Below are 26420 nucleotides of genomic sequence, written 5' to 3' on the forward strand. Positions count from 1 at the left end.
GAAGCGTTTATAGATTGATAGAAGGTCTAAAGGGTTTTTTATATGATTATAAGAGGTTTTTCTTGTATGGAGGGTGGAAAGAGGATTTGTATGAGTACGAGACGAGAAATTATAATTTGGCAATGGCCTACCATGGATTGGAGAAAAGCTTAAGTTATAAGCGACGAGACCCTAAGTCTGGTTGGAGTAATGCTGAAAGAGTGATTTTTAGATTGAAGATTGCAAAAAAGACTAAGGAATTTGGTTATCACGACGTGGCTGCAAGTCAAGTTTTATATAAGTTTTTAACTTTGCCAGCTAATAAAGATAATCCGAGAGGAAAGGAGATGCTTTCTTTTCTTGAGACTCTGGATTTATTTTCATCCGAAACGCATGGTTCCATAGAAAAAACAAACTTGGATTTTGCGCAAGGACAAATTCCAAATCCAGAATCCTTTTTTCTTAGTAGATATTCTCTTAGAGAATATAGGCCGAACCAAATTGTAGATATAGAAACTGTCGAAAGAGTAATTCGATTGGCGATGAAAACTCCATCTGTATGTAACAGGCAAGAATGGCACGTTTATCACTCTGATACTAGAGAAACTATTGATTTGGCATTAAAATTTCAGAATGGAAATAAGCCCTTCGGGAATAAAATCCCTAATTTGTTTATAGTTACAACAGATCTCAAAGCGTTTTTCGCCGGATCTGAGCACTACCAACATTGGATTGATGGCGGCCTATTTTCCATGTCAATAATGTATGCGCTTCATTCTATTGGTTTAGCCTCTTGTCCTTTAAATTGGAGTCAAACACCAAAAGCAGATAAAGCAATCCGGAAGGCACTGGATATTAAAGACAGTCACACCATAATGATGATGATTGGTTTTGGTTACCCAGATAAAGACAATAAAGTTTGTAGCTCTACTAGAAGGCCTATAAATGAAGTTTTAAGTAATCTACAAAAGAAATGAAAATAGCGTTAGTCACAATACATAATGTTACAAATTACGGAGCTATACTACAGGCGTATGCCACTAAAATTGCACTATCAAAATATGGGGAGGTCACTGTTGTAGACTATCAGAACCAATACTTGAATAAGAATATGCACAAAGTTAGGTTTGAGGCCTCTGTTCATGGTATAAAGATGCTTGTACATGATTTACTCAATCTGCTTTGGAGAACCAGACTATTGTCTAGGTTTAAACATTTTACTGACACGAACCTAAATTTAACAGCCACCTTAGGGGACAAGGATCTTTTGGAAGGTAAGTTAGGTAAATTCGACATTTATGTATGTGGCAGTGATCAAATTTGGAATCCAGTAGTTGTTAGCCCAATCGATAAAATAGACCCTATTTTCTTTTTATCCTTTGCACCCGACGAAGCCAAAAAGTTTTCATATGCATCTAGTATTGGTCATCACTATTTTACCCAAGAAGAAAAACAGCAGGTACAATCATTATTAGATAATTTTGATATGATTTCCGTAAGAGAAAGTGATGGTAAGAAGAAATTAGAAGAGTTATTGCCTGACAAAAAGATTTTTCATGTTGTTGACCCAACGCTTATTCTACCTAAAAAGGAATGGTTTTCTCTATTCAATGTCCAACAGAACAATGAAAAGTATATTTTGGTCTATTCTGTGCCAAGGACAGAACTTATCAAGAAAGCAATTGGCTATTTCTCTCAAAAAATGGGCTTAAAAATCGTTGCAATCGATAGAATGTTTTTCCCTATCGGAAAAATCGATAAACATGTAAGGGATGCCGGCCCCAATGAATTTATCCAACTTTTTGCAAATGCAAGCTTCATAATTACTGATTCATTCCATGGCTCATGTTTTTCTGTAAATTTTGAAAAACCTTTTGCCTGTATTTCTGCTAATAAAGGCGCTAATCGTCAAGAAAGCCTATTAAGGCTATTGAATATAGATAACAGAATAATGTACAAGGAGGAGGATTTTGAATCTCTTGATTTGGAGGTTGATTATGATGAAGTAACTCCAAAACTTGAAAAGATTAGAAATGAATCACTTTCATTTATTGAAGCTGCCATCAAGGTATAATAAAGTAGTGTTTTTTATATAGCTTTTAACGTACATTAGAGAGAACAGGATTCCTATAAATATAGCCGACATTCCGGAGCCGAATACGTGACCGGCGAAAGTTGATATAATTATTAATATAATTACCATCATTAAAATGAGATTGGCATATGGGCGCCTGTTGGTTCTATGAAACACTTTTGCCTGTACCAGTACAAAAGCGAGCATAGTAATGAAAACAAACAGGCCCAACACGCCATAGGCAAAAAAAATATCCATTATATCCATTTCGACCACCTTAGAATTGTTCAAGAGCTCAAATTTGGTCTGGCCGACCCCAATTATTTTCTCTATAAAATTGTATTCGTTTAAATAGACCTCGAAAGAGTTGTCCAAAAAGACATTTCTACTTGAAAGTATAAAGGTCCAAAAGTCGAGTTTTTCATAAAAAAATTCAATTCTTACCATAATTGCTGAATTTGTTATGAATTGCCATGAAAACAAGAGAGCCAATGGTAATAGGCACATAGCGCCTACAATCAAAGGAAAGAACCTCTTTAAGTTCAACGATTTCCCTTGAAAGGGAATAATAAAAAACACCAGTAATATTCCCAGAATTCCAGTTTTAGAACTGATTGTTAATCCAGCCATAAGATTTAAAGCTAGAAAAACAAAGTACTTGGTTTTTAATCCTTTGTTCCATAAACGAAAGGCGATTATTGAGCAAAGGATTATCAATAAGGCGGATATTTCATTTCCGGCATAAAAATAACCCTTGCTCCCCATGCCCCCACTTTTGTATGCGGGGTACCCTAAACCTATGTACTTGACAAAAATGTTTAAAACTAAGACTACGTAGGAGAATTTTACCAATGATAGCATGAGGGGATAAATTTTATCCTTTGAATGTTTGAGCGCATCGACGAAAAACAAAAAGCAGATAAAGGGGGTAAGGTACTTAGAGATTTTTATAAAATCCAAAAAAACAGAACTGTCTTCGGGGTCATGAAATACTTGGTATATACTCGGGATTAGCAGAATAAAAATTACAATCGAGGCCGAAATAAACAGTTTTATGGTGAACAATAACCTAGTCAATAAAAGAGCTAAAATCACTAGTTTAAAGAGTTGACTAAAAGATATGGGCAAATTTATTCCGTTCATCAAAAGTATCCCATTTACCATATCAACGGGTAAAAATGCGAACATCAGAATAATTATTAAGGTATCTACCGTAGTAATCTTAAGCATCAAGAAGACTAAATTGTATGGGCCATAAAAGTAATATTATTTATTTATGTAACTTCCGACGGACTCTAAACTAATTTGGAACATTGTACCTTTATGTAATTTTAGCGGATACAAATCCAATATCCACTAAGGCAATCTTTAAGAACAGGCTCTAATGTCAATCATAGATCCAAAAGAGGCGGATAGGCTTCGTGCAAAATTTTTTGGTCGCAAAAACTCCTTTTTCTTCCGGGATGCAGGCGTAATTATGCTTTTTTTCTTTGCTTTTTTTCTTCCCCTATATACAGTCGCCAGTAATTTCTTTTTGATCGTTTTCATGGTTGTTATGGTATACGGTATAATTGAGGGTGGAGTAAGAAACAGAAGTGACAATGTAGGCTGGAAGATGCTAGTCTTCACTCCTTTTACGTTTTTTATACTGCATATAATAGGTCTTGGCTATTCAGAAAGCCCTGTTCTTGGACTCTCTTACCTTGAGAGAAGCCTGTCATTTTTATTGGTGCCGCTTATATTGCTTTTCGCAACCCCAAAGGAGATATCATTTTTAAGAGTAGTTTTTTTAAAAGGGCTGATTTTAGGTACGTCTATTTCTTTATTAGTTTTAATTACTACAAACTTGTATCGTTACTTTAGTGCCCAGGAATCCTTTCATATAGGTCTTGATTTGTTTGATTACTATCATACATATCTCAAGTTTACCCAACCCCTTAATCAACACCCTACATATTTGGGTGTATATTATTTAACGGCAATAATTTTTGCTGATGAAATCTTACATAATAGACAACTTAAATATATGGTGGTAGGGTTGTTTGGTCTAGGCTTTCTGTTTTTGAATTCACGTATAATTTTTATAATGCTTTTGTTGTTGCTTTTTTTCTGTTTGGCAAGAGCAGTAAAGAAGATGATTTTAGGTAGGAAGCTTTTAAAGCTGATTGTTTTGTCTTTTGCTTTTTTACTTGGAATTACAATGAGTATTGACCTTATTTCTAAAAGTTATATTGGTTCTCGGATAAGAAGTATTTTTAAGTTTGAAATGTCTTCGCAGACTGAAGTCAAATTTAATTCTCATTCTAAATCGAACCCTCGCATGGCGCGATATATTTCAGCAACAGAATTAATCAAAAACAGACCTTTTTTTGGATACGGTACAACCGGAGAGAGAATCAACCTGAAAAGGCAGTTTACAAAGGATGGACTTAATTTTGCCGTGGATCAAAACTATAATAGCCATAATCAATTTTTAGGTTATGCTGTGCGTTATGGAGTTATAGGTTTGGGTGCTCTTTTTTTCTTTTTCGGCGGTAATTTTTATTTGGCTTGGTCGAAAAGAAACAAACACTATTTATTCGTAGTTCTCCTAATTGCCTACGTTTGTCTTGTTGAGAATTATTTTGACCGTAATTTTGGTATAACTTTTAGCGCCGTTTTTTTTACAATCTTTTCCTATCAAAGTTTAATAGGAAAAAGAGCAATATAGTGCTTTAATATAGTTTAGTGTCTATGGGTCTTTTCCTTGTTTCCAACATGTATCCTTCCGAATCGGGTTTGAGGTATGGTATTTTTGTAAAAAGATTTGAAGAGGCTGTTCAAGAAGACTTTGAAATTAAGCTAATTGTCCTCACGAAAAAATATACTTTGATCAACAAGGTATTTGGTTACATGAAGCTTTTTTTTGGAATAGTCAGGCTATATTTTGTCGCAAATGGGAAAGATGTTGTTTACGTTCATTTCCCAACTTATGTAGCTCCCCTTTTATACCCGTTTATATGGAAAGGGATACCCTTGGTTATTAATTTTCACGGCAGTGACGCCGTACCCGATTCATTTCTCAAGAAATTTTTAATTGCGATATTGGGGCCGATAGTCAGAAAATGCCCGCAAGTAGTAGTGCCCTCCGAATCGTACCGGACCAAGATATGTCGTATGTTTAGAGTTGCGGAAGTTAAGGTTTTTGTCTACCCATCAGGGGGTGTTGATGCACAGGTTTTCCATCCTTTGGAAAAAGGAACTGATAATTTTACCATTGGTTTTGTCTCCAATTTTATAGAACAAAAAGGGTGGTTAGTTTTTCTTGAGGCTCTTAGTATCTTAAATAATCATTACAAACAAGTTAATTACGAAGTTGTAATGGTTGGTGATGGTCCGGATTTACAGAAAATTAAAGAAGAAATCGCCCGAAGAGGCTTGAAGGTTAATCTAATGGAAGGAATGAATCAATTTGAACTCGTTAGAATTTATAATTCATTAGATGTTTTTATTTTTCCGACTTATAGAGAAAGTTTGGGTTTGGTTGGCCTTGAAGCAATGATGTGTGCCGTACCCGTGATAGCAAGTGATGTTCAAGGGCCTTCGGAATACGTTATCGATGGTTACAATGGTTTTCTTTTTAAGAAAGGTAATGGTGAGGAATTGGCAAGTAAGCTATATCGATTTTATTCGTTATCGTCATCTGAAATAACAAGAATGAAAGAAAATTGTATAGTTACTTCTATGAAATTTGAAAGAAATAATATTAACAGAGAACTATTAAGGCATCTAAACAAGTTGACAGACTAAATAGTTCCAATGTTATATGATAACTTTATCGATACTTTGGAGTGGTTGTATATTCATGTTTAAGCAAAAGAGGCTCAACATCCAATTGTGGAATATTTAAGTTTGTTTGTTCTTTAAAGCGAGTTTTTGATAAATTCTTTTGTTTGGTTGTTAATAGGGAGTATCGGAACAGGATTTTGTTCTAACTACCTAAAGAGTAAGAGTCTTGAGAGCATACGTTTTCCTTATATAATGTGAATTCACCCATTTATTAAGATAGTCTCATTTTTAATTACCTTTAGTGCTTAAAAATGTTATTTAAACAATAGAAGTTGTATTTTCTTGAAACTGCCATATTGATTTTTATAGGTTCATTCTTGCTTACCTATTTTACTATGCCGAAGATAATTTGGGTAGTTGAGCGCAAGCGGCTAATGGATAGTCCTGACGAGAGAAGCTCTCATAGTCTAAAGACTCCTACAATGGGAGGGGTTGCATTTTTCTATACCTTGATTTTTGCACTTTTTTTTATACGGGGTAGAGATGTATTCGATGAAGCTATGTATCTTATACCTGGCATCACCATTATGTTTATCATAGGGCTTAAAGATGATTTAATTGTCATAACCCCCGGGGCTAAAATGTTGGCCCAGGTTGCTGCCATCTCATTCATTTTAGTAAACCCTAGCTTTACCATTCATTCGCTCAACGGCTTTTTGAATATAAATGAAATACCCTATTATCTATATTTGACAATAGGCGGGTTTATGATGTTGACGATTATCAATTCATACAATCTTATTGATGGCATTGATGGTTTAGCCTCAGTAGTTGGTATGGTTATCATGGTAATTTATACAACCATTTTTTACTTGACTGAGGAGTACTTTTTTGCGCTATTAAGCATTACAATGAATGCTAGTTTAATGGCTTTTTTGGGCTTTAATCTTTCTTCCGATAAAAAGATATTTATGGGAGATACAGGTTCTTTGATAGTAGGGTTTACGATTAGTGTTCTTACACTCAAGTTTTTAGCTTTGAGGCCTGTTGTCTATACCGACTTACCTTTTCTATTGGAAAATGCACCATTGATCGCTATAAGTATTCTTATAGTACCCTTATTTGATACAGCTAGGGTATTTGCTATTAGAATAGCCAATAAAAAAGGGCCTTTTTCCCCTGACCGCAATCATACCCATCATGTCTTAATTGATTACTGGGGTCTTTCTCATAAGCAGGCAAGCTTTATAATTGGTTGCTTTAATCTACTCTTTGTAATGCTCTTCATTGTATTGGGCAGCACTGCCAAGAACTTAGGTATGGTTATCATGCTAGTATCAGTAGTTATTGCGCTCGGATATATTTTCTTTAAGTACAATTATAATTTTGCAACTCTAAAGCAAAAAATCCTTTTGAGGAGAAAAGTAGAGCGGATAAAATCAAGGGTCGAGGATAAAAGTGGTAAGAAAAAGAAAGTTAAACCAAATGGCTCTTTTGTGCCTTCTGAAAATAGAAAGTCAATAGAAGAAGATCAACCGTTGGAGTCTCGAAAAAATGAAGATATTACTTACTAGCGTATTACACGCGGCACTACACTTCATTCCGGTTAAAGAATACTAATCAGAAAGTGCTCAAGTCGCCTTTAGCTATTTAATATTTATTCTGTTTCTTTCCTTTAATCCTTTGTCAAAACGTATTTTTGCGAAAACCAAAAAAGATTATGAATATCCTCATTTTGGGCTCAGGTGGCCGTGAACATACCATTACTTGGAAGTTAAGTCAATCTACAAAAGATATTGAATTATTCGTGGCTCCGGGTAATGCGGGTACAGCCCAAATCGCCAAAAACATACCGATTGGTGTAAATGATTTCGAAGGAATAAAAAAGATAGTTCTTGATAATAAAATCGATTTGGTAGTCGTAGGTCCGGAAGATCCTTTGGTCAATGGTGTTCATGATTATTTTTTGAATAACCAAGAAATCAGTCACATACCTGTCATTGGCCCACAAAAAGCCGCGGCGGAGTTAGAGGGCAGCAAAGATTTTGCCAAGCAGTTTATGATGCGCCACAACATTCCGACTGCGGAATACAAAAGCTTTACAAAAGAGAGCCTGAATGAAGGTTTAAGTTTTTTAGAAAGCTTGAATCCACCTTATGTTCTAAAGGCGGATGGATTGGCAGCTGGAAAAGGAGTTCTAATCTTGAATGATTTAGATGAAGCTAAGTCAGAGTTGACCAAAATGATGGTTGATCACAAGTTTGGTGCTGCCTCAAGTACCGTAGTCATTGAGGAGTTTCTTTCAGGTATCGAACTGAGCGTCTTTGTTCTTACCGATGGTTCGGGATATAAAGTACTTCCGACAGCAAAAGACTATAAAAGAATTGGAGAAGGAGACACTGGTTTGAACACGGGCGGTATGGGGGCCATATCCCCGGTTCCTTTTGCTGATAAATCTTTTATGGCTAAGATACATGACAGAATAGTAAAACCGACCGTAGAGGGCCTTAAAAAGGATAATCTACCCTATAAGGGGTTTATATTTATTGGGTTGATTAAAGTTGGCGAAGATCCCAAAGTAATAGAGTACAATGTAAGAATGGGCGATCCGGAAACCGAAGTCGTCATTCCAAGGATTAAAAACGACTTGGTCGATGTCTTGAATGCGGTAGCTGAAGAGAGGCTTGATGAAATAGAACTAGAAATTGATAATCGCTCGGCGACTACGGTAATGTTGGTTTCCGGTGGTTATCCGGAGGCATATGAAAAGGGAAAAATAATGTCGGGTTATGATTCAATTGAGGACTCCCTAGTATTTCATGCGGGCACCAAACTGGAGAATGGACAAGTAGTAACCAGCGGCGGTAGGGTAATGGCCGTAACCTCCTTTGGAAAAGACTTTAAGGAGGCCCTGAATCAATCTTACAAAAACGTCGAAAAGATTTCCTTTGAAGGAATGAACTATAGAAAGGACCTAGGGTTCGACCTATAAAACCATTATCTAAAGAAAATCAGATAAGGCGGATTCTATCTTGGAAATCCGTTTTTTATAGATAGGAATGAGAACTGATAGACTTATCTTCCTCGTTATTGTCGTTGTAATTCTTTAGCTGCATCATCCAATAAGCGAATCCTGCAAAACCGACCAACATAAATATCCAATTTAAGAAGTTGGCACCCCACCAACTTTCCATAAAACGAAGTTGGTCTAAAGGGTAAAACAGATAGTTTACGAACAAATCCTCTATTCCTCTAAAAAATGAAGTCATCTTATTACCTATATTTACCTGCAAAAATATAAAAAGTCAGGATGATTTCCATCATTTTTGGCAAAACAAAGCCAATTAATTACATCATTGTGCTTTCGTTTTTGTTCGTTTTTTATTGGTCAGTTCATTTTGCCCTTTTCAATAAATTTTATGTGGCCGAAGAACTAGTGGGTCAGGTTTTAATACTTGCTTTATTGCTGTTCAGCATTTTTGTGGTCAATTTTATTGTCAAGAGAAACAAGATTACGGGCACCAACTCATTTCCCTTAATGTACTATGCGTTATTGACGGTAATCTTTCCTGAAACGTTAGCAGACTCGAACGCCATTTTTTCAAGCTTTTTTCTTCTGCTTGCGTCTAGGCGATTGTTGAGTATGCGCTCGCTCAAGAACATCAAGTTTAAGATATTTGATTCGACCTTATGGATATTGGTATCTACCCTGTTTTATGATTGGGCCGTATTGTTCTTACTATTGGTTTTCGCCGCCATCTATTTTTATCAGCCAAAGATCAAAAAAAACTGGTTGGTGCCCTTTGCCGCTGGATTCACTTTTTTCATGATTACCGAATGCGTCTTGGTTTTGGCCAACAGTCAAGATTTTCTGGCCAACCACTACCAATTTAAGTTCTACCCCAATATGGTCTATTTTTCATATTGGGGGCACAGTACAAAGTTGATATGCTATGTATTGGGTACATTTCTTGCGGGGCTCATTGCTTTTTTAAAATTGGGCAAGGGTAGTGTCGGCCAAGTGGTAACTATGAGATTGATAGCACTGTCGTTTATCATAGGAATTGTTTTAAATGTGCTTAAACTATCGGATAATGTTTATCCGATTATGGTCACATTTTTTCCCGCGGTAGTGTTTTTCACCAAATATATCGAATCGATCAGAAGGCCGAACATCAAAGAAATTATCTTAATGGTCAGTATAGCATTGCCATTTCTGGTGTTTGCAAGTAGCATGGCATTAAAATAACCGGTTCAACTTCATGAGCCAACAAGGTACAATTGATACCTTTGCAAAAATTATGAGTTATGTTCAGTGATTTAGCATTTAAGATTTTCGAAGAAAGTATTCAAAAATATCATATAAAAGATACTGTTGACCAACCCTTTGTGAACCCTTATGCCAAAGACGATATCGCCCGTTTGCTCTATCGAAAAAATTGGATAGATACCGTGCAGTGGCATTATGAAGATTTGATTCGAGACCCTGAAATCAATCCTAAGGAGGCGTTGGTATTGAAGAGAAAAATCGATGCAAGCAATCAAGACCGTACCGATTTGGTCGAGTATATCGACAGCTATTTTCTTGAGAAATACAAATCGGTAGAAGCAGATGATGACGCCACTATTAATACAGAAAGCCCTGCATGGGCTGTAGACCGACTGTCTATTTTGGCATTGAAAATCTACCACATGCAAGAAGAGGTGTCGCGCATAGATGCTTCGCCAGAGCATATTCAAAAATGTACTCAAAAATTGAGTGTATTGCTTGAGCAAAGAAAAGATCTTTCAACGGCCATTGATCAGCTAATAGCTGATATTGAATCTGGAAAAAAGTACATGAAGGTGTATCGCCAAATGAAAATGTACAATGACGATGAACTGAATCCCGTTCTTCGTGCCCAAAAATAAGAAACATCTTCTGGTCATAAGGCTTTCAGCCATGGGCGACGTTGCAATGACAGTGCCCGTACTAAAGGCGCTTCAGCAACGTTATCCTGATTTGGTGCTTACGGTATTGACCAGAAAATTCTTCGCTCCGATGTTTTTTCAACTATCAAATTTGAAGGTGTTTGAAGCTGATGTCAAAGGAAGACACAAAGGAGTCTTGGGTCTTTGGAAGCTGTACAAAGAGCTGAAATCGCAAAACCTTGACGGGGTGGCGGATCTACATAATGTTCTTAGAAGTAATATTCTAAAGAAATACTTTACTCTGACAACAATTCCTTTTAAGCAAATTAACAAAGGGAGAAGCGAAAAGAAGGCACTTACTTCGGGAGGAAAAGGAGCTTTTGTGCCTTTAAAAAGTACGCACGCAAGATATGCCAATGTATTTGCAAAGCTCGGCTATCCTTTCGAGTTGGAAGGAGATTTTTCTTTGGCCAGGGAAAAGTACCCTGAAGCAGCCACAAAAATAATAGGAGTAGAGGCCAAACCCTGGATTGGCATTGCCCCGTTCGCGGCATTTGAAGGGAAGATGTATCCTAAAGAACTGATGGAGCAAGTGATTCAACAATTGAGTTCAACCAATCGGTATAAAATTTTGTTGTTTGGTGGTGGCCAACATGAAAAGGAGATTTTGGCGCAATGGCAATTGAGATTTGATGATGTTTTTAGTATGGTGGGAATTCTTTCCTTTCAAGAAGAATTGGCACTTATATCAAATCTTGATATTATGTTGTCTATGGATAGTGGAAACGGGCACTTGGCGGCCATGTATGGTGTACCCGTAGTAACGTTGTGGGGCGTAACTCACCCCTATGCCGGTTTTGCCCCTTTTGGGCAAAATGAGGAAAACTCAATTCTTTCCGATAGAGAGAAATACCCTCTTATCCCAACCTCGGTTTATGGCAACAAAATGCCCGATGGTTATGATAAGGCCATGGAAAGTATTTCTCCCTCAAAAGTTGTCAATAAAGTAGAACAGATACTCTCAAAAGAGTAACTTTTTTAATTCGCAGACCCGTAAACAGTTTGATGGTTTAAGCTATTGTCCCTTTTCGGTTCCAAAGATTTAAAATACTGTCGTAGTTGCGACATGAACCTATATTTTCTTGCACTTGGGGCAATTTCGACCATCAGGGTTCTTACGCCAATATATGCGCTCATTAAGTAGACCGCTACACCTTCGCTATCTACATGCCTATCGATATATCCGTTAAATTTGCCGCGTTGAATGGCCGAAACAAGGTTGGCTTCCCAAATTCGTAGAATATCATTCAAATGCTTCATGATGCGCTCATTCTTTCCGTTGAATTCGTTGACGAAATTACTTAGCACGAAACCAAAATCCAATTCGTTATGAACAGCGGTTTCCAACGCTTCTTCAAAACAACTTGTAATAAGGTCTAAGGTATTTTCGTGTCCTTCAATGGGTTCAATCAGCATACTATACATCTTTCGAACCAATAGGTTCTCTATAATTTGAATAAAAAAATCTTCCTTTGATTCAAAGTGGTAATAGAAGGCTCCTTTTGATAGCGATAATTCTTTGAGAATATCGTCGACACTTGTATTGTAATAACCGTTTTTATAGAAAAGTTCCAATCCGGTTACTTGCATTCTTTGCATGGTCGCCATGCGTTTTAAAGTCTTGTCCATTTTAGTAAGATTTGGGTCTAACAGACTGCTAAGTCTCTAACAAAGAACCCAAGGAAAACGTTTTCGCTCAATCTAAATGGATAAACGGACCTATATTTTCGGTTAAATAACCAAACACCGACGAACTACACAATTTCTAAAAAAATAAACCGACTTGATAGTCGGTTTAAATGATACTATTGTAGGGTGAATAACCTTTAAGAATAGACGGACGGAACTATATTAGTTTAGGTGACCGTGCCTTGGCAGCTACTACCTGCTCCAGCAGTACAACCGTAGCAGTGCTGAGAAATAATAATATTGCGGTCATTTAAAACTTCCTCGTTATAATCTTTAATATGGTTGACCTTGCTGGCCACCTTAAGACCTAACATTTGATTAAAATCACAATCGAACAGCCAACCATCCCAACTAACGGAGATGGTATTGGTACACATAACGTTCGCTACCGCTGCCGGATTATAGGCTTCTACTAAAGAGTACATGTAATCTTCGTAATTGTCAGAAGCGATCAAGTAGTCTAAAAATCTAGATATGGGCAAGTTGGTAATCGCAAAGAGATTGTGAAATTCAATATTAAAATCTTCTTTTAGGGCTTTTTTAAAGTCACGTTCCATGGCAGCTTGGTCACTAGGTAGAAAGGCGCCTGATGGGTTGTAGACTAAGTCGAGTTTTAAAGGACTATCCGGCATTCCGTAACCCACTTCATTCAATTTTTTCAATGCCTGTATCGATTTGTCGAAAACTCCATCTCCACGTTGTTTATCGGTTTTTCCCCTAGTATAGTGAGGCATGGAAGATACTACATGAATATTGTACTCTTTAAAGAAGTCTGGCAGGTCATTATACTTCTTGTTGGCCATGATAATGGTCAAATTAGACCTAACGATAAAATCTTTTATACCGACCTTGGCGGCTTCTTCAACAAACCATCTAAAATTAGGATTCATTTCCGGCGCACCGCCGGTAAGGTCCAAGGTATGTGCACCTGTGTGTGAAATGACATCGAGACATTGTTGCATAGTTTCTTTGGTCATAATTTCCTTTCTATCAGGGCCGGCATCAACATGGCAGTGCTCACAGACCTGGTTGCACATATAGCCCACATTGATTTGGAAAATTTCTAATTTTTTAGGGCGTAAGGGATACTGCCCAATATTTGAGAGCTTATCCTTAAAACGGGGAAGTTCACCATCGGCGAACACGCCTCCACTAAGAATGTCTAATTGTTTATTTGTTTCAGCAAGTTCATTATGCCTTGCCTTGAGGGATTTTGTTGCCATAATAATGGTTTCGTTTTAGCCCAAAAAGAGCATTTTAGTGCAAACAAAGTTTTACATACTCAACTTGTTGTACTTGTTCATCATCTGTACGCCATGTACCAAAGTAGCCCCACTTTCAATGGCGGCACCGGCATGAACGGCCTCCATCATTTCTTCTTTGGTAATACCGCGCTGTAAGCCATCTTTAGTATAAGCATCTATACAGTAGGGGCATTTGACCACGTGGGCTACTGCAAGCGCTATGAGTGATTTTTCGCGGGCCGATAGTGCTCCTTCCTCAAATACTTTGCCATAGTAGTCGAAAAATTTTTCTCCTAACTCTTCGCTCCACTCGCTAATTTTTCCAAATTTTCTTAAATCCGCCGGGTCATAATAATTATTAGCCATCTTATTTTTTCTTTTTAGTGTTTGTGATTAATCCTATTATTCAATTAGTCTGTTTTTTGCTTGTGACCATACATTCGTATACGATTGTTCATCGTTTTTTCTCGTGCATTTAAAAGCAAGACTGATATTTTTTGTAAGAACTAAATGTCGCCAAAGTCTCTTCAAATTCTAACATGTTAATAAAGTTTACAAAATGTATAGGAAACACACGCATTTTTATAGATTTTTTAGCAAAAACACTCAACGTTTTGGCATAAGAATTGTTCAAATTGAAATCGTAATCAAGACTTATATAAATTGAATTTACTATGGATAATTTAACAGCTTTATTAATGATTGGGTGGCTTTTCGGAATCTTTGGTCTTATATATACAATTGGTCTGGCAAGAAAGAAGTCTACTAACGACAGGCCTGTTTTTGTACCTATTAAAGTGCAGAAAAGTTCCCGTCAAATTTTCAAGAGTAAAAATTAAAATTGATTTTCTCGACCCGTAAGTCGATTCTTAACTGAAAGTTTAATTAATATTCAAATCAAAATGACAAATAGAGCAAACACAACTTCGAGTTGGAAGGTTTACCTGTTTTCAGCCCTGATTGCCTTAGCGGTAAGTTTTGCCGTTATAAAAGGGTATCAAATGACTCAGAACGATGAAATTAAAATCACCCAAGTAAGTGGGGTTGATGGAAAACATGTACTGTACACGGCAGATGATGAAGGTAATATCAAGCCGCTTGACTTTACTGAGACCAGTGAGAAGGTATTAGATGCAGTAGTACATATTAAATCAATTCAAACCCGCCCTCAGAACAACATGAGCGGTGCCAGAGAATTGCCAGATCCTTTTAAAGAGTTTTTCGGTGATATGTTCAAAAACCAAATGCCAGAAGGTGGTATGCAGTCACAACCATTGATAGGTACCGGTTCCGGGGTTATCATAAATGAGAAGGGTTATATCGTTACCAACAATCATGTAATTGATAATGCTGACGAGGTAGAGGTGACCCTTTATAATAATGAATCTTATAAGGCAAAAGTAATTGGTGTTGACCCGACCACTGATTTGGCACTTTTACAAATAGACGCCGATGATTTGCGAACCATGGCGCTGGTAAATTCTGATGATGTAGAGGTAGGTGAATGGGTGTTGGCAGTTGGTAACCCACTGGGTCTGAATTCAACCGTAACGGCCGGCATCGTTAGTGCGAAAGCACGTAGTATCAATATAAATAAAGAAAAGTTTGCTGTTGAAAGCTTTATCCAGACCGATGCGGCCATTAACCCAGGAAACAGTGGTGGAGCTTTGGTCAATCTTGAAGGAAACCTAGTAGGTATTAATACGGCAATAGCCAGTAGAACGGGAAGTTATACCGGTTATGGTTTTGCGGTGCCTAGTAATATAGTTACCAAAGTTGTTGAAGACTTACTAAAATATGGTAGTGTACAGCGAGGTATGCTTGGTGTGAGCATTAGAACTATGGATGGATCTTTGGCCAAGGAGAAAAATGTAAGCTTCTCAAAAGGCGTTTGGGTAGAAAATGTGGGCGATCAGAGCGCTGCTGACAAAGCCGGTATTGAATCAGGTGATATTATTACGAAGGTTGATGGTGTGCTAGTTGGCACTTCCCCAAGACTACAAGAGATTATTGCCAGTAAAAGACCGGGTGACAAAGTGGCCGTTACCGTTAGACGTGATGGAAAAGAGAAGGAATTTGATGTGATTCTAGAGAACGCGAACGGAACAACTGAGATTGTAAAACACGAGAAAAAAGAGGTTCTTAATTTATTGGGTGCAGATTTTGAGACTTTAGATGCCAAAATGGCCGAAAAGCTGAACATTGAAAGTGGTGTTCAGGTCACAAGGCTTTACCCTGGTAAAATACGTAAGCAAACCCAAATGCGTGAAGGGTTTATTATTACCCGAATCGATGGAAAACGTATAAAGGAGGTTGAAGATGTAGCAAAAGCCCTTGAAAACAAGTCAGGCGGCGTTATGATAGAAGGTGTTTACGAGGGTTCATCGGAGAAATATTATTACGCTTTTGGAATGGATTCTTAATATATCCGTTTCATTTTAAGTAATTTTAATGCCGCGGTGCCTTTCACGCACCGCGGCATTATTTTTTCACCAAAATGAGAGATTTAAGAGATGTTGCATCATTAGGTCTAATTCTGTCGGGCGGTGGTGTTCGGGGTATGGCCCATATAGGTGTAATTAAGGCATTAAATGAATATGGCATATCGGCAAACATTGTAAGCGGAAGTAGTGTCGGTGCGTTGGTGGGTGCTCTTTATGCTAACGGTAATACGGTTTCTGAAATGCTTTCTTTCTTTAAAGAAACCCCTCTCTTTAAATATAACTTCTTGACTATAGTAAAGCCAGGCTTTATTGATACCGATAGGTATTTTGATGTTTTTCGCGTCTATTTTCCAGACGATAATTTCGAATCTTTGCAAAGAGAGTTGCATGTAGTGGCTACGAATTTGCAAAATGGTGATTTAGGATATTTTTCTTCTGGAGAGCTCATCGCGCCTCTTTTGGCCTCCGCTGCTCTTCCACCGGTATTTAGTCCTGTTGAAATAGGGGGTGAACTCTTTGCCGATGGCGGTATAATGAACAATTTTCCTTTGGAACCAATTGAAGGTAAGGTCGACTTTATACTAGGAAGCAATGTTTCTGTGATAGGGCATCTGGAGAAAAACGCGTTAAAGAATTCCATACAGCTGACAGGTAGGGTAACAGGACTAATGATTTACGCCATCAATAGGCAAAAATTGGAAGCATGCGACCTGTTGTTGGAGTTCAAAGATTTGGAGCATATTGGCGTACTTGACAGAAAAGGAATTGAAAAGGCATATGCCATAGGTTATGACCACACCCGAGAAATTCTTGACATAGTACTTTCAAATTAGAACATACTGCTTAAAAGAAGGGTGGCGACTATCCATAGAACTACTGAGATAATACCCCCAATGACCAAGAAATGTTTAAAGCGATAGATACCCATACTAAAAATGAGCGCATTGGTCTGATAGCCCAGCGGTGTGAAAAAGCTGAAGTTAGCCGCAAACATCACTGATAAAATAAAGGGCTTGACATCAAGTTCCAGCCCATTGGCCAGCGAAATACCTATAGGGGCCATAATTATGGCCGTCGCATTATTAGAAACAACACTGCTTAATAACATGGTGGTCAAAAATAGAATTCCAATAACGATCATAGGTTGTTGTCCGCTCATATATTCAAGCAAGACTTGGGTTATCCACTTATCGGCCTCGGCATTGCTCATGGCAATTCCTAAGGGAATCATTCCTGCCAACAGAAATATAATCTGCCAGTTGATTTTTTCATAGATTCGGTTGAGTTCAACACATTTGAACAAAAGCATTGCAAGCGTTCCCGTTATAACGCTGGTCATTACCTCAAACACGCCTGTAGCAGCCAAAGCAACTGTACCGAGTAGTATTAAAATTGACAGGTTACGTTTTATAACAGTTGAGGGCGGTCGACCTTCAAACTGATTGAGTACCGCTAGATTATTACTGTTCTCAAAATTCGGAACATAATCGGGGTCGGTCTGTATCAAAAGCCTATCACCAACGCGAAGCCTAGTAAACTCTCGATTGCTCTGATAAAGCCTTCTCTGAAGACTTGTTAATTTTTTTCGTTTGTTGACGGCCAAAGGTATGGCCCTCGGTACAATCATTCTTTTAAGCTCTGCTAACGTGCGGCCAACAAAACGTGAACCAGGTAACAGTAGTAGTTCGAGCAATACGGCATCCTTTTCTTTTTCAGTTTCTTGGGTATCCGGATCATCTTTCTTTTTTCGCTTTCCGCCCACCCTCTTTATTTGGGTGCTTGAACCAGGCTTGATTTGGTCTAAATGCTCGACATCAACTTCAAAATAACCTTGGCCGCGCATCCATTGAAGGTTTTCAAGACTACAATGAAGAAGTATCACATCATTGGCATGAATTTCCATCTCTTTATTGAGCAGATTTTGATCTAATCGATTTCTCGTAATTCTTAGAACGGTAATATCCGACTCTTTGAACATGAAAGAATCCCCTAGCTTTTTACCGACCAACGAAGATTCTGGGTCAACGGTTAAGGTCAATAAATAGCGGTCGAGATCATACTTATCCGATAATCCGGCGGCATTTTTTGGCAAAAAGCGGTAAAATAAGGCGATTATTAGTACAGAAATACCCAAGAAGGTGATACCCATTAAACTGAATTCGAAAAAACCTAAACGTTCACCTGTATACCGAGAAGAGATGTTGTTGACCAAAAGGTTGGTCGATGTACCCATCAATGTACAGCTTCCACCTAAAATACTGGCAAAAGAGATGGGTAATAACAATTTGCCGGGCGGCATTTGATACTTCTGTTTGAGCTCGGCGACTATTTTGATGAATACGATAACGACAGCTGTAGAGCTGACAAATGCTGAAATACTGCCAGCAATGAGCATTACCGCGACCATGGCCAAGACCATCGGCCAACTTTTCAAGACCTTTAAACCTTTGGCCAACCATGAAATAGCACCGTTTTCCTCAAGACCTATAGCCAATATCATCAGACAGAGTATGGTGATGACCGCCTTATTCGAAAAACCACTGACCGCTTCCTCAGGTGTCACAAGACCGGTCAGCAAAAGAGCGGCAATTATGCAGAATGAAATTTTATCGATGGGAAACACCTCAAAGGCGAACAAGACAATGGTTGCGCCAATGATGAGAAAAACCAGAATGATTTCCCATGTCATATCGAAGAGCATTAGATATTCTTGCAAAGGTATTCTAAGCCTTGGCAGGTTGTACCCCAATCGCAATAATTGCGAGTGCTAATGCTTTTACAATATACTCGCCAAAAAATATACCGATATATATTTTTAACTGTTGTTTCTATACATCGTCGTAATCAACGGTAAGGCTAGGGGTAATCGGCAGCGCTTGGCAAGTTAGAATAAAGCCTTCTTCAATTTCACCGTCGGTCAAAATCTGATTTTTGACCATTTCCGCTTTACCTTCGGTAACTCTGGCGATGCAGCTACTGCAAACCCCACCTTGACATGAATATGGGGCATCGATATTTTCTTTGAGAACCGCATCAAGTACGCGGTCTTTCTTATCCATAGTCAAAGAAAACTCCTCATCGTCCAGAATAATCTTTAGTTGGGTCTGACCTTCGGCATCAACGGGCATATCATCAAGAATTTCAGTAGTGGTGAAAAGTTCAAAGTGTATTTTGTCTTTAGGTATGTCGTTTTCTTGAAGCATATCTGATACAAGATTAATCATACCTTCAGGTCCGCAAAGATAAAAGGCATCAAATTCAGTGTCTTTGTGCTTGTTCTTTAAAGCGTAATTGACCGTTGAGCTATCGATTCTACCAAACAACGAATTGTCTTCCTGTGTTTGACTGGTAATGAAGTAGGCAAAAAACCTGTCAGGATAATCAAGCTCTAATTTGGCCAATTCAGTATAGAACATGGTCTCTTTGTGAGACTTGTTACCATATACAAGAACAAATTTATTTTTCGAATTGCTAGAAAGCACGGTCTTAACAATGCTCATTATAGGTGTTATACCGCTACCTGCGGCAAAGGCAGCAATATTTTTCTGCTTTTCGGAAGGAGAAAAAGTAAAGCGCCCCTCTGGTGGCATAACCTCTAAAACATCACCAACGGAAAGTTTGGTGTTGGCAAAATCAGAAAAACCGCCGCGGTCTACTTTTTTTACACCGATGGTGAAACAATCACTTTTCGGTGAAGAACAGATCGAGTAAGCCCTTCTCAACTCTTTTCCCTTCAATTCTTTTTTGACGGTTATGTATTGACCAGGGGTAAAATCAAAAGTTTGAATTAGTTCTTTTGGCACAGCAAATGTGATGGCTACTGAACTTGGTGTCAAGGGTTTGATGTGTTTTACCGTAAGCGGATGAAATTGGGCCATGTTAATCTGTTTAGTACAAATGGAAAGGCAAAATTAAGCATTGGCCCTACTATTTGAAACGTATTGGCAAAAAAATAGTTTCTAGGTGTAACAATTAGTATCTTTCGTACACTCATTCTTCATAGCAATAGTTCTTTTGATGATCAAGCACTTCACTAACCTTCAATGGAAATCTTTCTTTCGCTCTTCTTCATTCGGAAAAGGGTTGGCAATGAAGATTTTTATGGGTTTTTTGGGTGTTTATCTATTGGTTTCGTTGGCAATGGCCGGTGTGGGCATGTATTTTGCCCTAGAGAAAATTTTCCCGGATGATGACCCTTTTTTGATGGTCAACCGATTCATCATTTATTCATTTCTTTTAGAAATTTTTGTCCGTTATTTTTTTCAGAAGCTTCCAGTGATGGATGTAAAGCCCTTTCTGACCCTGCCGGTCAAGAAAAGTGCCATTACCCATTATATTTTAGGGCGTTCCGCTTTGTCGTTTTACAACTTCATGTCCCTCATTTTTTTTCTTCCCTTTTGCGTAGTTCTCATAACGAAAGGCTATGACAGGCTCAATGTGATTGTTTGGCTGCTGGCGATATTGGCTATCGTTCTTCTTATTAACTACATAAATTTTCTTGTAAATAAGAGTGACAAGGTGCTTCTGGTAGTAGCAAGTATCTTGATAGGCTGTTTTGCTTTTGAGTATTTTGATGTACTGCCCTTAACGGTCTATTTCGGTCAACTTTTTTATTCTTTATATGAGCAACCTTATTGGCTGTTCGTGCCAGTGCTATTATTGGTGTTTGCTTATTACGCTAACTACAGTTTTTTAAAAAGAAAATTGTTTTTAGACACCACCTTGCGCAAGAAAACCAAACACGTGGTGACATCAGACATGACATGGACACGTCATTTTGGCCACATTGCGCCCTTCTTGAAACTTGACTTAAAGCTTATATGGCGTAACAAGCGTACTAAAACACAGGTCTTTATTTCTTTGGCCATGATTTTCTATGGCTTGATATTTTATACCATGGGTGATTTTGGCCCTAATTCACCCATGATGGTCTTTGTAGGCATTTTTATGACCGGTGTTTTTTTGATGAACTTTGGCCAATTCATACCATCTTGGGATAGTGAGTATTACAGCATGATGATGTCGCAGAATATTCCCTTGCGGAATTACTTAGAGTCAAAGGCCAAGCTTATTTACGTAAGTGTAGCCGTTATGTTTCTGTTGTCCATTCCGTACATTTATTTTGGTTGGGAAGCCTTGGCCATCAATTTGGCGTGCGCACTTTATAATTTGGGTGTTAATACGCCAGTGGTTTTGCTCTTTGGGTCGCTGAACAAAAAGAGAATTGATTTGGCGAAAAGTGCAGTGGGCAATATGCAAGGCGTAAGTGCAGCACAATTTCTTGTGGGTATACCCCTATTCGGGCTGCCGATGGTTCTCTACAGCGTATTGTATTATTCGGCCTCGTTTCAGGTGGCAATTGTGGCCATGGGTTTGGTCGGTCTGATTGGTTTTTTATGCAGAAAGCAATTGATCGATATGACCACCAAAGCATATCGCAATAAAAAATATAGAATGATTGCCGGTTTCAAAGAAAAGAACAGTTAATCCAATAGTTCCAATTTATGATTGAAGTAGAAAACCTTAGCAAGACGTACAACGGAAAGACTGTTTTGAATATTCCTCAATTGAATATCACCAAGGGACAAAGTTTTGGTTTAGTAGGTAACAATGGCGCAGGTAAAACTACATTTTTTAGCCTTTTGCTAGATTTGATCCAGCCAACCACAGGTCATATTGTTACAAATAATGTTCGGGTAGATCAAAGCGAAGATTGGAAACCTTTTACATCATCTTTCATTGATGAATCTTTTTTGATAGGATACCTTACCCCTGAAGAATATTTCTATTTTATCGGGGAACTTCGTCATCAGAACACAGCCGATGTCGATGCATTATTGGCCAACTTCCAAGAATTTTTTCACGGAGAAATATTGGGTCAGAACAAATATTTAAGAGACCTTTCTAAGGGTAATCAGAAAAAGGCGGGTATTGTTGCCAGCTTTATCGGTCAGCCAGAAGTGGTGATTTTAGATGAACCCTTCGCTAATTTAGACCCATCCACCCAAATCAGGCTCAAGGGAATCATAAAAGAATTGGCTGCGCAAAAGGGGGTAACCGTTTTGGTTTCCAGCCACGATTTAATTCATGTAACTGAAGTTTGTGAACGAATAGTTGTATTGAATAAGGGTGAGGTGGTGAAAGATATTGAGACCTCCGCTGAAACTTTAAGAGAATTAGAAGCGTTTTTCTCTGGATCTTCTTTTTCGGCCCCTGGCGAAACCATCATTTCTTAGTGGGTGAATGGTATATTCTTTTTGAAATGAAATTTATGAAAACCGACCATTGGGTCGGTATCAGCGTTGGGGTTTAAGAGGCCTTGTACCTGATTCATCGATAAACTACTCCTTCTTTTCTTTAAACTGTATAAAAACAGCCATAAAATGTTCCGGCCACTTATTCACTGACCTGTCGGTCGGTTAAGTTCAGTTCTTTTTTTAATGTAGGGGGCTTGTTTCGAAAGGTTTTATTGGTATTAAAGTCGCTATTTTAGAGATTATTTATGTTCTAAAGTCCTGCTGGTACAATTTCCGAGGCTTTATCGCTTCAACGGCTTTGATTAAAATATTTTATCGATGAAATACATAATAATCCCGTTCTTTTTTAGTTAGAGTTACGTACACAGATTTACAATTTTGAAGCTATATAAAAAACTGGTCTTGATTTCGGTTCTGGGGGGCATCGCGATATCGTCTTGCTCTACCAAGAAAGATACGTTCGTAAACCGAAATTGGCATGCGCTCAACACCAAATACAACACTCTGTATAATGGCAATATTGCCTTTGAAGAGGGGCGCACAGAGCTAAACAATACTTACCATGATGATTACTGGGAGGTGCTTCCGGTAGAGCGCCTAGAGGTTACCGACGAAATCAAACTAGACTCTGAAGATAACAACCCTAACTTCATAATTGCTGAAGAGAAGGCCACGAAAGCCATACAAAAACATAGTATGGATATTAAAGATGTCGAGCGAAACCCACAAACTGATGAAGCTTTTTTATTGTTGGGCAAGGCCAGGTATTTTGACCAAAGGTATATTCCCGCATTAGAGGCTTTTAACTACATCATCAACAAATATGATTTTAGCGACAAGATTGCTGAGGCACGTATCTGGCGTGAGAAGGTAAATATTAGACTTGAGAATGAAGAGTTGGCCATTAAAAATTTGAAGTGGCTAATGAAATACGAAGATTTGAAAGAGCAAGAATATGCCGATGCACGCGCTATGATGGCTCAGGCATATATTAATCTTGGGGTTATCGATACAGCTGTTCAGCAACTGAAGATTGCATCTTATTATACCAAGAAAAACTCTGAGAAGGGTCGTTATTATTACATAATAGGCCAGCTATTTAACCAATTAGGGCATAAAGACAGCGCCAACTACGCGTTTGATAAGGTAATTGACCTAAATCGAAAATCACCAAGGGTTTATATGGTGAATGCAGAAATAGAGAAGATTAAGAATACCGATGTTACTTCTGAAAATCAGGAGCTGATGCTTGAGTATCTCACCAAAATGGAGGAGAATCGTGAAAACAGACCCTTTTTACATCTAATTTATCGTCAAGTCGCCGAGTATCACTTGAATCAAGAGAACGATAGCTTGGCATTGCTATACTTCAACAAGTCGCTAAGGGCCACCCAAAATGAGCCTAAATTAAATGCTCTGAATTATGAGAACCTGGCAGTTTATAATTTTGATAGAAACATATATAAGTTGGCAGGTGCCTATTATGACAGTGTTCTGACCAACTTAAATGAGAATACTAAAAAATACCGCTCTACCAAGAAGAAACTTGATAACCTTGAAGATGTAATCAAATATGAAGACATCGTTCATCACGCCGATAGTGTAATCACTGTATACGAAATGCCCCAAGAAAAAAAGGTGGCCTATTTTGAAGAGCACATTGCTAGTTTGAAAAAGGCACAGGAAGCGGCGGCGAAAAAAGAAGAGAACAGAATGAATGCGGGCTTTGCTCAATTTGCCCAAAGCAAAGGGGGTAAAGAGAATAAAGGCAAGTTCTATTTTTATAATTTGACCAGTTTAGGTTACGGCAAAAATGATTTCGCCCAACGATGGGGCAAAAGAGAACTGGCAGATAACTGGCGTTGGAGCGATAAAAGTCGTTCTTTGCCGGCAGAAGCGACTAACGCTGTTGCGGCAAACGACCAACAAGGTTTGGGTGAAGAAGCTGCTGATGACCGCATGTCCGTCGATTTTTATCTTAACCAGATTCCTCAGGAAGAGAGTACTATTGATAGCCTCCGCACTGAAAAAAACTTTGCCAACTATCAGCTGGGGTTGATTTATAAAGAGAAATTCAAAGAGAACGTTTTGGCTGCCGAAAAGCTTGAAGATGTTCTTGCCTCCAATCCTGAAGAAAGACTGGTATTGCCTTCTAAGTATAATTTGTATAAGATATATGAAGAAGAGGGTAGTCCGTTATTGGCTTCGATGAAGGCCGATATACTTAAAAACCATGGTGATTCTCGTTACGCCGAAATCATTTTGAACCCTAGGGCCGTTCTTGAGGGCGATGAAGATAGCCCGGCTGCACGTTATGCCGCCCTCTACAGACTTTACGAGCAGCAAGAGTTCTTGCGCACGATTACTGGTGCTGAAGAGAACATTGAAAAATTCACGGGTGACCCAATCGTTCCGAAATTCGAGATGTTAAAAGCGAACGCCATAGGCAGGCTCAATGGTTTTGAACCGTTCGAAGAGGCCTTGAACTACGTCGCACTTACCTACCCTAATTCCCCCGAAGGCAAAAAGGCAGAACAAATAGTGTCAGAGGAATTACCAAAATTGGCCGTTACCGAATTCTCTGCAGAAGAAGGCTCTACAGGTACCGATAACTGGAAAGTTGTTTTTCCTTTCAGAAGAAGCAATAATCAGATTGCTTTGAGAGTTATGAAAGAGCTAGAAGACGCAATCATAGATTTAAGATACAAGAATAGGGTGTCAAAAGACATTTATACGCTGGAAGAGCAATTCGTAGTAGTACACGGTTTTAAATCGAAGGACTACGCTCTAGGGTTCGCAGAACTTATAAAATTTAACAAGGATTACCTTATTGACAATGAGAATTTTGTAATTTTATCTAGCAACTACAAGACGGTACAAGTTCATAAAAACCTACAAGATTATAAGAATCAGATTTTAACCCCAAAACCATAACAAATGTTTTCCGATAACAAAAAACCTAGAACTATGAACGAAATAGGAGCACAACCGAACAGAATTTCTAAGCACACTAAAATCAAAGGAGATATCATCTCAGAAGCCGATTTTAGAATCGATGGTAAATTAGATGGAAATGTAAAAACCACCGGTAAGGTAGTTATCGGTAAAGACGGCTACATTCACGGAAAGGTAGAATGCGTCAACGCAGATATCGAAGGAAGCTTCAACGGTGAGCTTTTAGTTTCTGATTTATTGTCGTTAAAATCTTCAGCGGTAATCGAGGGTACGGTTTCCGTATCTAAATTGGCGGTAGAGCCAGGGGCCACTTTTAATGCTTCTTGTACTATGAAGGGCAAAGGTGCTTCGTCAAGCAGTAGCAGCAATTTTAAAACAACTATAGGTACAGCTGCCAATGAGCCAGCAAAAGCCTCGTGATAATTCGCGCTTGATCCGAAACGCGGCTAGCCTGTCGGGCATAGCCATACAAATGGGGGCGACCATTTATTTGGGGAATCTTCTAGGGGCGTGGTTGGATGAAAAGTTTGAAAAAACATATTTAGAGGATACAATTACCCTTATTGCTGTATTTTTGTCGATGTACCTAGTCATAAAAAAGGTCATCAACTTGAACAAATAATAGGGTCTAGTGGTAAAAACAATTTTGTTATACATAGTCGTGTTCACTTTTGTGGGCGCGACTTCTTTCTTTCTGCACGAATGGTTTTTGGGTGAAGAATATGATGAGCTGAAAGTTTTACTGAAGAAGGCCTATGTTTTTCATGGCATTTTCTCTTTATCGATTATAATTGTCTTTCGACTGGTGGCCAAAATCAAGTCGGTTTTCCCGCAACTGGGTTTTATTTATATGGGCCTTTTGGTTTTTAAAATCATGGTTTTCACGATGATGTTTTATCCCCAACTCATGGGAGATCAGATTATATCGAGGTTTTACAGGGGATCTATTTTAATACCCATTGCTATTTTTCTAATATTGGAAGTTGTTTTTGTTACAAAAATATTGCGCGGTAAATAATCCCAGAATTTTATATAAAAA

At 38.3% G+C, this 26420-nt stretch carries 24 protein-coding genes; 17 read left to right on the forward strand and 7 right to left on the reverse strand.

Features of this window, described 5'->3' with window-relative positions:
* The first annotated feature begins 14 nt into the window (after window positions 1-14).
* Window positions 15-956, forward strand: coding sequence for a nitroreductase family protein (locus tag D1013_RS01200; RefSeq protein ID WP_205601264.1), 942 nt, complete (start codon window positions 15-17; stop codon window positions 954-956).
* Window positions 953-2053 (forward strand): polysaccharide pyruvyl transferase family protein, encoded by a 1101-nt coding sequence (locus tag D1013_RS01205; protein ID WP_121847146.1) that lies wholly within the window; start codon window positions 953-955, stop codon window positions 2051-2053. Before D1013_RS01200 ends, D1013_RS01205 begins: the two co-directional genes overlap by 4 nt.
* On the opposite strand, the gene D1013_RS01210 is transcribed toward D1013_RS01205, so the two are convergent.
* Entirely contained in the window at window positions 2024-3283 is a 1260-nt protein-coding gene (locus tag D1013_RS01210; RefSeq protein WP_121847147.1) for an O-antigen ligase family protein, read from the reverse strand. The two genes, D1013_RS01205 and D1013_RS01210, sit on opposite strands and share 30 nt — an antisense overlap.
* 154 nt (window positions 3284-3437) lie before the next feature.
* Between D1013_RS01210 and D1013_RS01215 the strand changes: the two genes are divergently transcribed.
* The 4 genes from D1013_RS01215 (at window position 3438) to purD (ending at window position 8813) form a co-directional block, all read left to right on the forward strand.
* Window positions 3438-4763, forward strand: a complete 1326-nt coding sequence (locus tag D1013_RS01215; RefSeq protein WP_121847148.1) for an O-antigen ligase family protein — start codon at window positions 3438-3440, stop codon at window positions 4761-4763.
* A gap of 23 nt (window positions 4764-4786) precedes the next feature.
* Window positions 4787-5842, forward strand: coding sequence for a glycosyltransferase family 4 protein (locus D1013_RS01220; RefSeq protein ID WP_121847149.1), 1056 nt, complete (start codon window positions 4787-4789; stop codon window positions 5840-5842).
* 374 nt (window positions 5843-6216) lie between these two features.
* Window positions 6217-7395, forward strand: a complete 1179-nt coding sequence (locus D1013_RS01225; RefSeq protein ID WP_225621376.1) for an MraY family glycosyltransferase — start codon at window positions 6217-6219, stop codon at window positions 7393-7395.
* 146 nt (window positions 7396-7541) lie between these two features.
* Window positions 7542-8813, forward strand: coding sequence for a phosphoribosylamine--glycine ligase (gene purD, locus D1013_RS01230; RefSeq protein WP_121847151.1), 1272 nt, complete (start codon window positions 7542-7544; stop codon window positions 8811-8813).
* Between the two features lie 55 nt (window positions 8814-8868).
* On the opposite strand, the gene D1013_RS01235 is transcribed toward purD, so the two are convergent.
* Window positions 8869-9090, reverse strand: coding sequence for a DUF6341 family protein (locus D1013_RS01235; protein ID WP_121847152.1), 222 nt, complete (start codon window positions 9088-9090; stop codon window positions 8869-8871).
* Between the two features lie 41 nt (window positions 9091-9131).
* Here D1013_RS01235 and D1013_RS01240 point away from each other — a divergent pair, with 41 nt between their 5' ends.
* From D1013_RS01240 to D1013_RS01250, 3 genes are read left to right on the forward strand one after another with little or no spacing between them, the layout of a single operon-like run.
* Window positions 9132-10070, forward strand: a complete 939-nt coding sequence (locus D1013_RS01240; RefSeq protein WP_121847153.1) for a hypothetical protein — start codon at window positions 9132-9134, stop codon at window positions 10068-10070.
* A 59-nt stretch (window positions 10071-10129) separates the two neighbouring features.
* Complete coding sequence (locus D1013_RS01245) at window positions 10130-10732, forward strand: DUF4254 domain-containing protein (protein ID WP_121847154.1); 603 nt, start codon at window positions 10130-10132, stop codon at window positions 10730-10732.
* A complete protein-coding gene (locus D1013_RS01250; protein ID WP_317125488.1) occupies window positions 10719-11765 on the forward strand; it encodes a glycosyltransferase family 9 protein in 1047 nt (348 codons plus the stop codon). The genes D1013_RS01245 and D1013_RS01250 overlap by 14 nt, the downstream gene beginning before the upstream one ends.
* Window positions 11766-11770: 5 nt before the next feature.
* Here D1013_RS01250 and D1013_RS01255 read toward each other — a convergent pair whose 3' ends face one another.
* The 3 genes from D1013_RS01255 to D1013_RS01265 form a co-directional block, all read right to left on the reverse strand.
* Entirely contained in the window at window positions 11771-12421 is a 651-nt protein-coding gene (locus D1013_RS01255) for a TetR/AcrR family transcriptional regulator (protein WP_121847156.1), read from the reverse strand.
* Window positions 12422-12648: 227 nt separating this feature from the next.
* A complete protein-coding gene (gene arsS, locus D1013_RS01260; RefSeq protein ID WP_121847157.1) occupies window positions 12649-13704 on the reverse strand; it encodes an arsenosugar biosynthesis radical SAM (seleno)protein ArsS in 1056 nt (351 codons plus the stop codon).
* A gap of 51 nt (window positions 13705-13755) precedes the next feature.
* Window positions 13756-14091, reverse strand: a complete 336-nt coding sequence (locus tag D1013_RS01265; RefSeq protein WP_121847158.1) for an arsenosugar biosynthesis-associated peroxidase-like protein — start codon at window positions 14089-14091, stop codon at window positions 13756-13758.
* A gap of 536 nt (window positions 14092-14627) precedes the next feature.
* On the opposite strand from D1013_RS01265, the gene D1013_RS01270 reads away from it, so the two are divergent.
* Window positions 14628-16148, forward strand: coding sequence for a Do family serine endopeptidase (locus D1013_RS01270; RefSeq protein ID WP_121847159.1), 1521 nt, complete (start codon window positions 14628-14630; stop codon window positions 16146-16148).
* Between the two features lie 74 nt (window positions 16149-16222).
* Complete coding sequence (locus D1013_RS01275; RefSeq protein WP_121847160.1) at window positions 16223-17002, forward strand: patatin-like phospholipase family protein; 780 nt, start codon at window positions 16223-16225, stop codon at window positions 17000-17002.
* Here the strand turns inward: D1013_RS01275 and D1013_RS01280 are convergent.
* Together D1013_RS01280 and D1013_RS01285 are read right to left on the reverse strand one after the other, a co-directional pair.
* Window positions 16999-18858 (reverse strand): SLC13 family permease, encoded by a 1860-nt coding sequence (locus D1013_RS01280; protein ID WP_121850550.1) that lies wholly within the window; start codon window positions 18856-18858, stop codon window positions 16999-17001. The two genes, D1013_RS01275 and D1013_RS01280, sit on opposite strands and share 4 nt — an antisense overlap.
* Before the next feature lie 139 nt (window positions 18859-18997).
* The gene (locus D1013_RS01285) at window positions 18998-20047 is read right to left on the reverse strand and encodes a ferredoxin--NADP reductase (RefSeq protein WP_121847161.1); all 1050 of its coding nucleotides are present in this window, start codon (window positions 20045-20047) and stop codon (window positions 18998-19000) included.
* 139 nt (window positions 20048-20186) lie between these two features.
* Between D1013_RS01285 and D1013_RS01290 the strand changes: the two genes are divergently transcribed.
* The 6 genes from D1013_RS01290 to D1013_RS01315 all read left to right on the forward strand — a co-directional run bounded on the left by D1013_RS01290 (window position 20187) and on the right by D1013_RS01315 (window position 26399).
* Window positions 20187-21656 carry a DUF5687 family protein gene (locus tag D1013_RS01290; RefSeq protein WP_121847162.1) on the forward strand — a complete coding sequence of 490 codons (1470 nt, stop codon included), beginning with the start codon at window positions 20187-20189 and terminating at the stop codon, window positions 21654-21656.
* A gap of 17 nt (window positions 21657-21673) precedes the next feature.
* Window positions 21674-22405 carry an ABC transporter ATP-binding protein gene (locus D1013_RS01295; RefSeq protein WP_121847163.1) on the forward strand — a complete coding sequence of 244 codons (732 nt, stop codon included), beginning with the start codon at window positions 21674-21676 and terminating at the stop codon, window positions 22403-22405.
* A 399-nt stretch (window positions 22406-22804) separates the two neighbouring features.
* Window positions 22805-25360, forward strand: a complete 2556-nt coding sequence (porW, locus tag D1013_RS01300; RefSeq protein WP_121847164.1) for a type IX secretion system periplasmic lipoprotein PorW/SprE — start codon at window positions 22805-22807, stop codon at window positions 25358-25360.
* A 3-nt stretch (window positions 25361-25363) separates the two neighbouring features.
* Entirely contained in the window at window positions 25364-25801 is a 438-nt protein-coding gene (locus D1013_RS01305) for a bactofilin family protein (RefSeq protein WP_121847165.1), read from the forward strand.
* A complete protein-coding gene (locus D1013_RS01310; RefSeq protein WP_121847166.1) occupies window positions 25779-26003 on the forward strand; it encodes an AtpZ/AtpI family protein in 225 nt (74 codons plus the stop codon). The genes D1013_RS01305 and D1013_RS01310 overlap by 23 nt, the downstream gene beginning before the upstream one ends.
* A gap of 9 nt (window positions 26004-26012) precedes the next feature.
* Complete coding sequence (locus D1013_RS01315) at window positions 26013-26399, forward strand: DUF6168 family protein (protein WP_162987771.1); 387 nt, start codon at window positions 26013-26015, stop codon at window positions 26397-26399.
* Window positions 26400-26420 lie beyond the last annotated feature (21 nt).

Source organism: Euzebyella marina (assembly GCF_003687485.1).
Classification (GTDB): Bacteria; Bacteroidota; Bacteroidia; order Flavobacteriales; family Flavobacteriaceae; genus Euzebyella; species Euzebyella marina.